The 12,587-nt window shown below is 72.6% G+C and carries 13 protein-coding genes; 5 read left to right on the top strand and 8 right to left on the bottom strand.

From position 1 onward, the window contains the following. The 4 genes from KR546_RS15140 to rpmE all read right to left on the bottom strand — a co-directional run. Positions 1 to 812, bottom strand: an 812-nt coding sequence (locus tag KR546_RS15140) for an L-threonylcarbamoyladenylate synthase (RefSeq protein WP_238445560.1), incomplete at its 3' end; no start/stop codon positions are given. After that, complete coding sequence (locus KR546_RS15145) at positions 812 to 1,864, bottom strand: N5-glutamine methyltransferase family protein (protein ID WP_238445561.1); 1,053 nt, start codon at positions 1,862 to 1,864, stop codon at positions 812 to 814. The genes KR546_RS15140 and KR546_RS15145, both read right to left, overlap by 1 nt. Further along, positions 1,861 to 2,928 (bottom strand): peptide chain release factor 1, encoded by a 1,068-nt coding sequence (gene prfA, locus KR546_RS15150; protein WP_338019167.1) that lies wholly within the window; start codon positions 2,926 to 2,928, stop codon positions 1,861 to 1,863. Before prfA ends, KR546_RS15145 begins: the two co-directional genes overlap by 4 nt. 132 nt (positions 2,929 to 3,060) lie before the next feature. Further along, complete coding sequence (gene rpmE, locus KR546_RS15155) at positions 3,061 to 3,273, bottom strand: 50S ribosomal protein L31 (RefSeq protein WP_238445562.1); 213 nt, start codon at positions 3,271 to 3,273, stop codon at positions 3,061 to 3,063. Between the two features lie 234 nt (positions 3,274 to 3,507). Between rpmE and KR546_RS15160 the strand changes: the two genes are divergently transcribed. The 3 genes from KR546_RS15160 to KR546_RS15170 all read left to right on the top strand — a co-directional run bounded on the left by KR546_RS15160 (position 3,508) and on the right by KR546_RS15170 (position 5,408). Then, on the top strand, positions 3,508 to 4,218 hold the full coding sequence (locus tag KR546_RS15160; RefSeq protein WP_238445563.1) for a Bax inhibitor-1/YccA family protein: 711 nt from the start codon (positions 3,508 to 3,510) through the stop codon (positions 4,216 to 4,218). Between the two features lie 2 nt (positions 4,219 to 4,220). Then, positions 4,221 to 4,847, top strand: coding sequence for a pentapeptide repeat-containing protein (locus KR546_RS15165; RefSeq protein WP_238445564.1), 627 nt, complete (start codon positions 4,221 to 4,223; stop codon positions 4,845 to 4,847). A 105-nt stretch (positions 4,848 to 4,952) separates the two neighbouring features. Then, positions 4,953 to 5,408 carry a DUF2269 family protein gene (locus tag KR546_RS15170; RefSeq protein WP_238445565.1) on the top strand — a complete coding sequence of 152 codons (456 nt, stop codon included), beginning with the start codon at positions 4,953 to 4,955 and terminating at the stop codon, positions 5,406 to 5,408. A gap of 96 nt (positions 5,409 to 5,504) precedes the next feature. Here KR546_RS15170 and KR546_RS15175 read toward each other — a convergent pair whose 3' ends face one another. The 3 genes from KR546_RS15175 to KR546_RS15185 all read right to left on the bottom strand — a co-directional run bounded on the left by KR546_RS15175 (position 5,505) and on the right by KR546_RS15185 (position 8,579). Then, positions 5,505 to 5,723: a hypothetical protein gene (locus tag KR546_RS15175; RefSeq protein WP_238445566.1), complete on the bottom strand. Its 219-nt coding sequence runs from the start codon at positions 5,721 to 5,723 to the stop codon at positions 5,505 to 5,507. 193 nt (positions 5,724 to 5,916) lie between these two features. Beyond that, positions 5,917 to 7,935, bottom strand: coding sequence for a penicillin-binding transpeptidase domain-containing protein (locus tag KR546_RS15180; RefSeq protein ID WP_238445567.1), 2,019 nt, complete (start codon positions 7,933 to 7,935; stop codon positions 5,917 to 5,919). A 131-nt stretch (positions 7,936 to 8,066) separates the two neighbouring features. Next, the gene (locus tag KR546_RS15185; protein WP_238445568.1) at positions 8,067 to 8,579 is read right to left on the bottom strand and encodes a pyridoxamine 5'-phosphate oxidase family protein; all 513 of its coding nucleotides are present in this window, start codon (positions 8,577 to 8,579) and stop codon (positions 8,067 to 8,069) included. A gap of 132 nt (positions 8,580 to 8,711) precedes the next feature. Here KR546_RS15185 and KR546_RS15190 point away from each other — a divergent pair, with 132 nt between their 5' ends. Next, the gene (locus KR546_RS15190; RefSeq protein ID WP_238445569.1) at positions 8,712 to 9,491 is read left to right on the top strand and encodes a ThuA domain-containing protein; all 780 of its coding nucleotides are present in this window, start codon (positions 8,712 to 8,714) and stop codon (positions 9,489 to 9,491) included. Beyond that, entirely contained in the window at positions 9,488 to 10,609 is a 1,122-nt protein-coding gene (locus tag KR546_RS15195; protein WP_238445570.1) for a Gfo/Idh/MocA family protein, read from the top strand. Before KR546_RS15190 ends, KR546_RS15195 begins: the two co-directional genes overlap by 4 nt. A 75-nt stretch (positions 10,610 to 10,684) precedes the next feature. Here the strand turns inward: KR546_RS15195 and rho are convergent, their stop codons facing one another. Then, positions 10,685 to 12,544, bottom strand: a complete 1,860-nt coding sequence (gene rho / locus KR546_RS15200; RefSeq protein WP_238445571.1) for a transcription termination factor Rho — start codon at positions 12,542 to 12,544, stop codon at positions 10,685 to 10,687. Positions 12,545 to 12,587 lie beyond the last annotated feature (43 nt).

Here is a 12,587-nt window from a genome sequence, read left to right on the forward strand (position 1 = left end):
GTCGTGGTCGGGGCGTCGTCGGCGGTGGCGTCGTCGGCGGTGGCGTCGTCGGCGGTGGCGTCGTCGGCGGACGCGGACCTGTCGGACGGGGTGGTCTCGGCCGGGCCGCCCGGGCTGACCGGCTTGTCGACCGCCTGTCCCGGCGACGTGGCCAGGTGCGGTGCCAGCTCGCCACGCGCGACCCGCAACACCTGGTCGTCGTCCAGGGGGCCGCTGCGCAGGATCTTGGGCTCGCGGCGGGTGAGGTCGACGATGGTGGACGGCTGGCTGTCGGCGCGGCGACCCGCGTCCACGTAGACCCGGACCTTGTCGCCCAACTGGCCGCGGGCAAGGCGGGCGGTCGTCGCCGCCGGCTGGCCCGACAGGTTGGCCGAGGTCACCGCGAGCGGGCCCACCGAACGGATCACGGCCAGGGTCACGTCGTCCATCGGCATCCGCACGGCGACCGTGTCCTCGTTGCGTCCGAGGTCCCAGGCCAGGTTCGGGTCGGTCCGCACCACGATGGTGAGCGGGCCCGGCCAGTAGGCCGCCATCAGGTTCTCGGCCGCGTCCGAGACCTCGGGCACCAGTCCCATCAGCTGCTTGGGGCTGCGGATCAGCACGGGCAGGGGGAAGCGCCGCTGGCGTCGCTTGGCGTCGAAGACCTTCATGGTCGCGCCGGGGTTGAAGGCATCGGCCGCCACGCCGTAGACCGTGTCGGTGGGCAGCACCGCGAGCTCCCCGGCCCGCAGGGCGCTCGATGCGGCGGCGACCGCGTCGTCGAGGTCGGCCGTCGCGTCGACGACCTCGGTCGTGGGGGTCTCGTCGCTCATCACTGTGCTCCGCTCGGCGGGTGCTCGGGTGACCGGTCGTGGTCGGTGCCGGCCCGGCGGGCCACCACCGCGCGGTCGCGGCCGGCGAGGTCGACGACCAGTGTGGCGTCGACCAGGCCCGCCGCGCCAGCCGCGGCCCGGGCATGGTCGCCGCGGCGCTCGTCGATCTCGACCACCACCGTGCCGCCCGGCGCCAGCCACGCGGGGGCACCGGCCAGGATCGCGTCGACCACCTCGTGGCCGTCCTCACCCCCGACCAGCGCGGCGTCGGGGTCGTGGTCGGCCACCTCCCGCGCCCACGTCCCGCGATCTGCGGACGGCAGGTACGGCGGGTTGGCGACGAGCACCGCCACGCGACCACGCCACGCACCGGGCAGGGGGTCGAACAGGTCGCCCCCCAGCACCCGGACGGAGGCCTCGGGGGCGAGGTGGTCCCCCGGCCGCCACGGGGACGGTCGGGGCCGGTCCACCAGCCGGGCCACGTTGGTCCGGGCCAGGTCCAGCGCGTCCACGTCGCGTTCGACGGCCACCACGTCCACGCCCGGCACCTCGCTGGCCACCGCCAGGGCGATCGCCCCGGTCCCGCTGCACAGGTCGACGACGCGCCGGTCGGTCATCGGCCACGCCGAGCCCGCGTCGATCGCCACGCCCGCCACCACCTCCGTCTCCGGTCGTGGCACGAACACCCCCGACCGACACGCCACCGTCACGAACCGGAACGCGGTCTCCCCGACCACCACCTGCAGCGGCTGGCCCGCCGCTCGCCGAGCCACCAACTCGTCCAGCCGCACCCGGTCGAGCCGACCGTCGTCGTCGGTCGCCGCCTCGACCAGCCAGTCTGCCTCACGTGGCACGGCGATCCCGGCCGACGCCAGGCGCGCCCGGACCTCGTGGACCACGTCGTCGATCGACCCGACCCGGCTGGACGTGGCCGCGGACGCACGATCGGAGGCCTCTTCCGGCCGTGCGCCCGGCGGGCCGGGCCGTCCGACGCCACGGGCCGGGTCCTGCACCTGCCCATCGTCACGAGCACTGCCGCCGGCCCTGCTCATCCTTCGAGTCGGTTGGCGCGTTCGACCTCGCGGAGGGCGCCGGTCACCTCGTCGAGGTCGCCGCCAAGGACGTCGGCGAGGTTGTGGACGGTCAGGTTGATCCGGTGGTCGGTGACCCGGGACTGCGGGAAGTTGTAGGTGCGGATCTTCTCGGACCGGTCGCCGGTGCCGATCTGGTCACGCCGCTCGCCGGCCCGCTCCGCTGCGGCCTTCTCCTGCTCGGCGGCGAGCAGGCGCGACCGCAGGATCCGCAACGCCTTGTCCCGGTTCTGGTGCTGGGACTTCTGGTCCTGGCACGACACGACCAGGCCGGTCGGCAGGTGGGTGATCCGCACGGCCGAGTCGGTGGTGTTGACGCTCTGGCCACCCGGGCCCGACGACCGGAAGACGTCGATGCGCAGGTCGTTGGGGTCGATCTCGACGTCGACCTCCTCTGCGGCCGGCAGCACCGCCACCGACGCGGTCGAGGTGTGGATCCGTCCGCCGGACTCGGTGACGGGCACGCGCTGGACCCGGTGCACCCCCGACTCGTGCTTGAGGTGGGACCAGGCCTTCGCGCCGACCAGCTCGAGGGTGACGTCGCGCACGCCACCGATGCCCTGCTCGGTCTGGGTCACGATGGCGGCCGACCAGCCGTGCCGGGACGCGAACCGCAGGTACATGTCGCGCAGTTCGGCGGCGAACAGCCCCGCCTCGTCCCCACCGGCCGCGGCGCGGATCTCCACGATCACGTCACGGCCGTCGTTGGGGTCACCGGGTGTCAGCAGGTCGGCCAACTCGGTCTCGGCCGTCGCCGCGACGAGTGCGGCGCGGTCGGCCTCGGCCTGCCACGTGACCCGGTCCTCGCCGTCGGCCTCGCGAGCCAGTTCGGTCGCGTCGGCCTCGGTCTGGCGTGCCTCGTCGAGCCGGTCGGCGACGTCCACGACCGCCCGCAGCTCGGCGTGTTCGCGTCCGAGGTCGGCGAACTCCTCGGGATCGGTCTGGGCGTCGGCCAGGCGTGCCTCGACGTCGGCCAGGCGGTCGCGGGCCATCGCGAGACGCTCGTGGACGACCTCACGGATCACGGCTGCCTCCCGGACGGTTCGAGCTCACCGGGTCGGGCGGGCGTCGCGACCGTCGGGTCGCTGGCCCGCACCCCCCGGACATGCGACCGGCGCCGACCCCACGGGGACCGGCGCCGGAACGACGTCGTCGGACTACTTGGCGTCCTGGGACTGCTGGAGACGACGCTTGAAGCGGTCGACCCGACCGCCCGTGTCCACCATCCGCTGCTTGCCGGTGTAGAACGGGTGGCACTCGTTGCACAGTTCGATGTTGACCGAATCGACGGTGCCGCCGGTGGTGAAGCTGTTCCCGCAGGAACAGGTCACCGTCATGGTCTTGTACTCGGGATGGATGCCCTGGCGCATGGTGATCGTCCTCGTCTCGTGGATGCGCGACGCCCGAAACAGCGTCGTCTTGGGTGCGGCAGCCGGACGAGCCGCCGCAGGAGTCCAACGTCGTGCCCCATGGGGATGTTCCCGGGACCGACGTGGCGAGTGGCCAGCGTACCCCAGGGGTCGAGGACGGGCCGCCGGGCCCCTCGGGGTCGAACCGCGGTGGTTGCGAGCGGTAGCATCTTCCCACCCGTCCGGAGGCTCGCCATGTCCGCGTCCCGTCCCGCTCCACCGGCCGCACCGGCCGCACCGGCCATCCCGGCCGCCCAGATGGGAGCCGCCGCCCAACGTGCCTTCATGGTGCGGGTCTACGCCCACCTGCTGGCCGCCATGGCCGCGTTCGTGGGGCTGGAGTACGTGCTGTTCACCACCGGCCTGGCCGAGGCCTTCACCGTCGCCATCGGCGGGGTCAACTGGCTGCTGATCCTGGGTGGCTTCATGGTCGCGTCGTGGGTGGCCCAGCGTGCCACCGCGTCGGGGAGCCGTGGGGTCCAGTACGCCGGGTTGTTCGGGCTGGTCGCCGCCTACGCACTGGTCTTCACGCCCCTGCTCTACATCGCCTCGATCGAGCAGCCGGGTGCGATCGGGCTGGCCGCGGTGATCACGCTGGCCGGGTTCGTCGCCCTGTCGGGCATCGCCATCACCACCGCGGTCGACTTCTCGTGGATGCGCTCCCTGCTGATGTGGGGCGGCGTCGCGGCACTGGGGCTGATCGTGGTCGCGGTCCTGTTCGGACTGGACCTGGGCGCATGGTTCTCGATCGGCATGATCGCCCTGGCCGGTGGCGCGGTCCTGCACGACACCCAGCGGATCCACCGCCACATGCCCGCCAACCGCGAGGTCGGGGCGGCGGCATCGCTGTTCGGCTCGGTCGCGATGATGTTCTACTACGTCCTGCGCCTGCTCCTGCGACGCTGAGCATGCTCGATCCGGCCACGCGGCAGGTCGCCGATCACGACCTGCTGGACCTCGACGTGCTGGAGGTCGCCGACGGGGACCTGCTGGCCGACTGGACCTTCGAACGCTGCCGGTTCGCCGGCGCCGACCTCCCGGGCCTGGTCACGCACCGGGTCACCTTCTCGGCCTGCGAGTTCACCAACACGGACCTGGCGGGGTCTCGTCACGACGGCAGCGCGTTCACCAACTGCCGGTTCCCCGGAGCCAACCTCGCCACCGCGTCGTTCTCCGGGTGCAAGCTGACCGGCACGGACCTCAGCGGGGCCCGGCTGCTTGCCCTGGAGGTGGACGGCGGCGACTGGTCGTGGACCAACCTGCGCCAGTGCGACCTGTCGGGCCGGTCGCTGGGCGGGGTCCGCCTCGCCCACGCCGACCTGGACGCGGCCGACCTGTCCGACGCGGACCTGTCCGGCGCCGACCTGTCGGACGCCAACCTGCGTCACGCCGACCTGTCCGGCGCCGACCTGCGCGGGGCCCGCATCGACCGAGCCGTGTTCGACGACGCGGTGCTCACCGGGACCCGGATCGACCTCGGGATCGCGGTCGCACTGGCCCGCGCACGGGGTGCCGAGGTCGACCCCACCGCGTAGACGGCCACGACACCGGGACGTGCTTGCCACGGCCGGCCCTCGCGGCGATACTCCACGACGGTGCAACGGCGCGGGGTGCCGGGGCAGGTGGCCGGGAGGTCGGGGATGTACCAGTTCTTCAAGTTCGTCCACATCGTGGCGGCGATCGCCTGGCTCGGAGCCGGGCTCACGTTCCAGGTGATGAACGCCCGTACCCGCGCGAGCGGCGACGAGGCCGGCATTGCGTGGTTGGCCGAGCAGGGCCAGTGGTTCGGCCGACGGTTCTTCTCGCTGGCGGCCATCACCACGCTGGTCGCCGGGATCGTCATGGTGGCGGTGTCCGACGGCATCGGCTTCGGCGACCTGTGGATCACGATCGGGTTCGCCGGCATCCTCGCCTCGATCCTGATCGGGGCGATCGCGATCAGCCGCACCACCGACCGGCTGGCCGAGGTCATCGAGACCGACGGCGCGACCTCGGCGACGGCGACGGGCCTGCGTCGGCGCCTGGACGTGCTGGGCTGGGTCGACCTCACCATCGTCTTCGCGGTCGTCGCCGTGATGGTCTACAAGCCCGGCTGAATCGTCGCCCGGGACTCATCAGCGGGTGCAGGATGGTGCGGAAGCCGCACTGATCTGCACCCGCTCGGGGTCGTCGACCGACCGGTCGGTGGTCGGTCAGGACGTGGGTCGGTCGTGGGGGTGGTCGAGGCCGGGGCGGACGGCCCAGGCGATCGGGAGGTGACAGGGACGATCGGAGCCGGGTGCCGGCACGGCAGGCGCCGTGGGCGGCTCGTCGGTGGACGGGGTCGCGGCGGGCTCGGGGCAGGTGGAGGTCGGCTGGTCGTTGCGGGCCAGCGGCGGATGGGTGGCGAGCGGGCTCGGGACACGTGCCATGACGACGTCCTTCGTGCGCGGGTCGCGGGGAGGGGCGGGGCGGACGGGACGTCCGTCCCGGCGGGGACAGCGTGCAGCGTCGGCATGTTGACGACGTCACGCGAGTGTTACGACCGGGCGAAGACTGCCGGACGGACGGTGCCGTCGATCGGACCCCGGCCACACGGCCCCTGCCCGTCGTGCCGGGCGGTGCTCAGTCGGCATCGAGCGCGACGAGGAAGTCCCGCACGAGCGGCGCGGCGGTGCCGCCGCCGGAGCCCCCGTCGGTGTCGGTGACCACCAGCGCGAACGCGAGGTCGTCGCGGTAGCCGGCGAACCAGGCGTGCTGGCGGAGGTCCCCGTCCTCGTCGCGGAAGTCGGCCGTGCCGGTCTTGCCGTGGACCTCGGGTCCGGGGAGGTCCTCCAGGGCTCGGCCCGAGCCGTCGGTGACGACCAGGCGGGTCAGGTCCTGGAGGTCGGCGAGCACCCTGGCGGGCGGCCCGTCGACCGGCTGGTCGTCGGTGGCCTCGCCGACGTCCGTGGCCCCGGGGTCGACGACCAGCCGGGGCAGCACGCGCTCGCCCTGCGCGACCGTCGCCATGACGGTGGCCATGGCCAGGGGGTTGACCAGCGTCCGTCCCTGGCCGAACGACGCGAGGGCGAGGTCGGTGGCGTCGGTGGTGGCGGGGACGTCCCCGGTGAACGCCGACATGCCCAGTGGCCAGGTGACCTCGGCGCCGATCCCGAACCTGGTCGCCGCGTCGTGCAGCGCCGTCGGCGGCAGGTCGCGCGACTCGTCGATGAAGACCGTGTTGCACGAGTTCGCGAACCCCTGGGCGAAGGTCGTCTCGCCCAGCGCCAGTGACCCGGCGTTGGCGATCGTGCGGTCCCCGACCTCGATCGTGTTGGGACACGCGACCGGGCTGTCGGGGGTGATGCCGGCGTCCTGTTCCAGCGCGGCGGTGGTGACCACCTTGAACACCGAGCCGGGCGGAAGCTGACCGGTCCGGGCGATGTCGAAGGTCGCGTCCGGCGAGTTCGCCAGGGCGAGCACGGCCCCGTCGGTGGGTCGGACCACCGCCAGGGCGGCCGGCGTCCCGACCTCGGCGAGCGCCTCGTGGGCCAGTCGCTGGACCCGGCGATCCAGCGTCACCGTGAGGTCCCGGCCGGCGGTCGGGTCGACCTCGTGCAGCACGGCCTCCTCGGCACCGTCGGCGTCGACCGCGAGGACGGTCCACCCGGGCGTGCCGGCCAGGTCCTCGTCCCGGTCGGCCTGCAGTCCCGATCGTCCGGCCAGGTCACCCGGTGCCCAGCGATCGGGCGACTCCTCGAGCTGCTCGGCGCTGACCTCGCCCACCGTGCCCAGCGTGAACGTGGCGAAGCCCCGGTCGGGACCCAGGAACAGGACGTCGTCGCGGAACGTCGTCCCGACGAGCGGGAACACGACCGGCTCGACCCGCCGGTAGTCGTCGTTGCGCAGGGTCACCACCGGCACGAAGTGTTCGGGGTCGGCCGCCGCGACGTCGGCCCGGATGGCGTCGGGGTCGAGCTGGACGTCGAGCGTGTCGTCCAGCTCGTCGACGAGGGTCGTCACCACCTCGTCGAGGTCGTCGACCCGGGCGGGGTGCAGGCCCACGACGGTGGCCCGCTCCGGTCCGACCAGCACCTCGCCGGACGCGTCCAGGATCCGGCCCCGCTCGGCCGTGGTGCGCCCGACCTCCAGTCGCTCCCCGACGGTGAGGTCCGGATGCACCAGCCGCGGGTCCCAAGCAACCTCCCAGTCCAGCGCCTCGTCGGCCCGCACGAGGGTCGCCGTGGTCCCGTGGGACCAGGTGCGTTCGGCGGGCAGCGTCCAGGTGACGGTGAGGTCGACCGCGACCCGTTGCTGCTCGGGATCGGGCTCGCCGAGTCGTTGGACGGTGACGGCCGGCGGATCGGCCAGGAGGTCGGCCGTGATGGCCGCGATCTCGTCGGGTGGTGGCGGTGGAGGGTCGGTGGCGAAGTCCACCGCGGCCAGGCCGGACGTCGACCAGGTCTCGGCCAGGGTCGTGGCCGCGAGCGCGGGATCCTCGATCCGCGGACGGGACTGCCACCACCAGGCGGCCCCCAGCAGCACGACGACCACCAGGGCCGCGAGCCACCCACGTCGGCCCGACGCGGGTGTCGCCGGAGCGTGATCGGGCGTGGGCGCGCGGGGCGGTGGCGGTGCTCCCACGACCTGGTCCGTGGTCACCTCAGCTCACCTCGCGTGGCCGCCCGAACGTCCCGGAGGTGACGATATCCCGGCTGCCGGACGATTCCCCGGAGGCCGGGCGCTCGCCCAGGAGCCACCCGGGAGGACGCCGACGCCATGTCGTGCGGTGGTCAGTCGGGGAGGTCGACCTCGCCGACGTCGCCCACGTCCGCCTGTTCGTCGGTCAGCCGTGCGCGCACCATCGCGACCAGCGTCGCGGCCCGGCCCGGGGTGTCCCAGTACTGCGCGCTGGCGGCCCGGACGTGCAGCAGGCGCAGGTCGGGGTCGGTCGGCCCGTCGGGGAACCACGCCTCGGCGGCGGTGTTCCACAGGTCGCGGGTCCGGACCTCGTCGGTGACGACCTCGACCCGGCCCGCCAGGGACACCCATGCGTCCGACGACGAGAACCCCAGGTTGACCCGGTTGTCGACGGCCAGGTCCTCGACCACCTCGGTCGTGGCGGACGCGAACATCCACGCGTCACCGGTGGCCTCGACCTCCTGGACGGTCATCGGCCGGCTGCGCAGGGACCCGTCGGTGCCGACGGTGGTCAGCAGGCAGATCGGCATGTCACGCATCAGGCCGACGACGGTGGCGACCGCCTCGGCGTCGACGGGGGCGTGGCCGGTGTCGTGGTGGGTCATCGGGCGTCCTTCACCTGGATTCGTGGTGGGATGGGACCGTACGACCGTCGGCGACACGGCCACTCCCCCCGTTCGTCCGGCAGACTGGCCCTCCGGCCACCCCCGGACCGGCACCCGATCCCAGGAGCGCCCATGGCCGACGACGCCACCCCACTGGACGTGCTCGTGTGGGGTGAGCACCGCCACGAGCGCGAGGAGCCGCAGGTCGCGGCGCTGTACCCGGACGGGATGCACACCACGATCGCCGCCGGCATCACCGAGCACCTCGGCCCTTCGGCCACGGTCCGCACCACCACCCTCGACGAGCCCGAGCACGGACTGACCCCGCAGGTGGTCGACGCCACCGACGTGCTGGTGTGGTGGGGCCATGCCGCCCACGACGAGGTCGCCGACCACGTGGTCGAGCGGGTCCACGATGCGGTCCTGGCCGGCATGGGGCTGGTGGTGCTGCACTCCGGGCACTGGTCGAAGATCTTCCGGCGGCTCATGGGGACGACCTGCGTGTTGCGCTGGCGGGCGGGCGAGGACCGGGAGCTGGTGTGGACGGTCGACCCGGCCCATCCGATCGCCCGCGGGGTGCCCAACCCGATCGTGATCGAGCGCCAGGAGATGTACGGGGAGCCGTTCGACGTGCCGCCGCCCGACGAGCTGGTGTTCGTCTCGGGCTTCTCCGGGGGCGAGGTGTTCCGGTCCGGTTGCACGTTCCGCCGGGGCCACGGTCGGATCTTCTTCTTCTCGCCGGGCGACCAGGGGTATCCGGTCTACCACCACCCGGACGTGCGCCGGGTCATCGCCAACGGGGTCGCCTGGGCCGGGGTCGAGGGCCCCCGCCGGCTCCCCCGGATCGAGCACCGGGAGGTCGGTGACTTCCGCCCGTCGGGCGACGACGTCTCGACCGGGCCACGGCGGTGACGCCGGGCAGCGCGACGAACCCGCAGCGGTCGGGCCGGCCGCCGACGCGACTGGTCCAGGTCGGCGTCGGCGCGATGGGGCGGACCTGGCTGGACGCGATCGCCCGCCACCCGGATGCCGAGCTGGCCGGGATCGTGGACCTCGACCGGACCGCCCTGGCGCAGGCGGCGACCGTCCACGACCTCCCGACCAACGCCACGGCCACCAGCCTGGCCGAACTGGACGTCGCCGCCGACGCGGTCGTCAACGTGACCGTCCCGGCGGCGCACCTGCCGGTCAGCGTGGCCGCGCTGCGTGCCGGACTGCCCGTGCTGTGCGAGAAGCCGGCTGCGCCCACCGTCGCGGACGCCCTGCGCATGGCTGCTGCGAGCCGGGCGACGGGCTGCCTGCTGGTGGTGTCCCAGTCTCGACGGTTCCTGCGGGGCGTGGCCGCGATCCGTCGGGTGCTGCCGGACCTCGGCGCCATCTCGAGCGTGTCGTGTGCGTTCCACCGGGCACCACGCTTCGGCGGGTTCCGCGAGGAGATGGCGCATCCGTTGCTGGTCGACATGGCGATCCACCACCTCGACCTCGCCCGACTGCTGGTCGACGATCGCCCGGCGACCGTGCAGGCGACGTCGTGGAACCCGCCCTGGAGCTGGTTCGCGGGGGACGCGGCCGCCGACGTCGTGGTCACGTTTGCTGCGGGCGCACGGTTCGACTACGCCGGCAGCTGGGTCGCCCGCGGTGCCCAGGGCTCGTGGAACGGGTCGTGGAGGATCAGCGCCGAGCACGGCTCGGTCACCTGGGACGGCGAGGACGCACCCGAGGTCGTCACTGCCGACGGCGAGCGCGTTGTCCCGACGCTGGGCGACGAGCCGGAGGAGGTCGACGGCTCGCTGGCCGCCTTCCTTGCCCTGGTCCGTGGCGAGACGGGATCCGAGGACGCCGGCCGGGGCGTGGTGCCCGCCAGCGACATCGACGACAACGTGACCAGTCTCGCCATGGTCGCCGCGGCCGTGACGGCGGCCGACACGTCTCGACCGGTCGACGTCGCGGACCTGCTGTCACGCAGCCGCGCCGAAGCCCTGGTCACCGAGCCCGATCCCGCCCTCCGCGCCGGGCTCTCTGACCCCTGAAGCCCTCGAGTTCCCCGACGCCGGGAGAACGAGCGGAGCGAGTTCTCCAACCCGCCCGAGGAACGAGGGCGGGCACTAGCCGATGTTGGAGTTGGCGATCGCCTGGAGGAACTGCTTGTTGGACCGGGTGGCCTTGAGCTTGTCGATGAGCAGCTCGAGCGCCGCCCCGGTGTCCATCTGGGCCAGCACGCGGCGCAGCTTCCAGATGACCTCCAGCTCGGACTTGCCCAGCAGCAGCTCCTCGCGACGGGTGCCCGACGCCTGGACGTCGATGGCCGGGAAGATCCGCTTCTGCTCCATGCGACGGTCCAGCCGCAGTTCCATGTTGCCCGTGCCCTTGAACTCCTCGAAGATGACCTCGTCCATCTTGGACCCGGTCTCGATGAGTGCCGACGCCAGGATGGTCAGCGAGCCGCCGTCCTCGATGTTGCGGGCCGCGCCGAAGAAGCGCTTGGGCGGGTACAGCGCGGCCGAGTCGATCCCGCCGGACAGGATCCGCCCGGATGCCGGTGCGGCGAGGTTGTAGGCACGTCCCAGTCGGGTGATCGAGTCGAGCAGGATCACCACGTCCATGCCACGCTCGACCAGGCGCTGGGCGCGCTCGATGGCGAGCTCGGCGACCTGGGTGTGGTCGTCGGCCGGCCGGTCGAAGGTGGACGAGATGACCTCGCCCTTGCAGGAACGCTCGAAGTCGGTGACTTCCTCGGGACGCTCGTCGACGAGCACCACCATGAGGTGTGCCTCGGGGTTGTTGGCCTCGATGGCCGCGGCGAGCTGCTTGAGGATGGTGGTCTTGCCGGCCTTGGGCGGCGAGACGATCAGCCCGCGCTGGCCCTTGCCGATCGGCGACATCATGTCCATGATGCGCATCGAGATCGGCGCCTTCTCCTCGGTCTCGAGGCGGAGCCGCTCGTTGGGGAACAGCGGGGTGAGGTCCTTGAACTGGGTCCGGGTGAGCTGCTTGTGCTCGTCGACCGACAGTCCCTCGATCTCGTCGACCCGTGCCAGGGCGGGGAACTTGTCGTTGCCCCGGTTGTTGGCCCGGATCGGACCCTTGACCTTGTCCCCACGCCTCAGGTTGAACCGCCGGACGTAGGACTGGCTGACGTAGACGTCGTGGTCACCGGTCAGGTAGCCGGTGGTGCGCAGGAAGCCGTAGCCCTCGGGCAGGAGGTCCAGGACGCCCTCGCGGACCTCGGCGTCCGACAGGTCCTCGTTGTTGCCCCCCTGGTTCTGGCCCTGGTTGCTGTTCTGGCCCTGGCCCTTGTTGCCGCCACCGCCACTGCTGCCGCGATTCTTGCCACGCCGCCGGTTCTTGCGTCGACGCCCCCCACCGCCGGAGTTGTTGCCTCCACCGTTGTTGTTCCCGCCCTTGCTGATGTCGTCGTCCTTGTCGCGGTTGCTGGGGTCGTCGTCGTTGGACCAGTCGTCATCGGACTGGTCGTCGTCGGACTGGTCGTCGTCCGACCGGTCACTGGGGCGCGCGTCGTCGTCGGACGACCCACCGGAGCGAGATCGCTCGCGGCGGCTGCGCGATCGGGCCCGGGCCGCCTCGCGGTGGTCCACCGCGCGGTGGGGTCCGGTCCGGGTGTCGGCGTCACCGTCGTCGGCCTCGTCGGCCTGGTCGGAGTCGTCGGCACGGGAGTCGTCGGCACGGGTGTCGGTGGCGTCGGTGGCGTCACCGTCGTCGGCCGAGGAGTCCTGGCCGTCGGCGTGCTCGACCGAGCCGTTGGCGCCGTTGCCGGTGCCGTGGTCGGTGTCGTTGTCGTTCTTCGGCGTCGAGCCGTTGGTCGAGGCGATCGCGGCACCGTCGGTGCCGATGATCAGGTCGACGAGGTCGGCCTTGCGCAAGCGCGTGTAGCCGGTGAGCTCGAGCGTGGAGGCGATCTCTCGCAGTTCCGCGAGGGCCTTCTTCTCGAGCAGGGAGCGATCCATCAGTGCTGTTCCTTGGGTCGGGCCATGTGCTGGCCACCGTGCC

This window comes from Salsipaludibacter albus, from assembly GCF_019798055.1.
Taxonomy (GTDB): domain Bacteria; phylum Actinomycetota; class Nitriliruptoria; order Nitriliruptorales; family Nitriliruptoraceae; genus Salsipaludibacter; species Salsipaludibacter albus.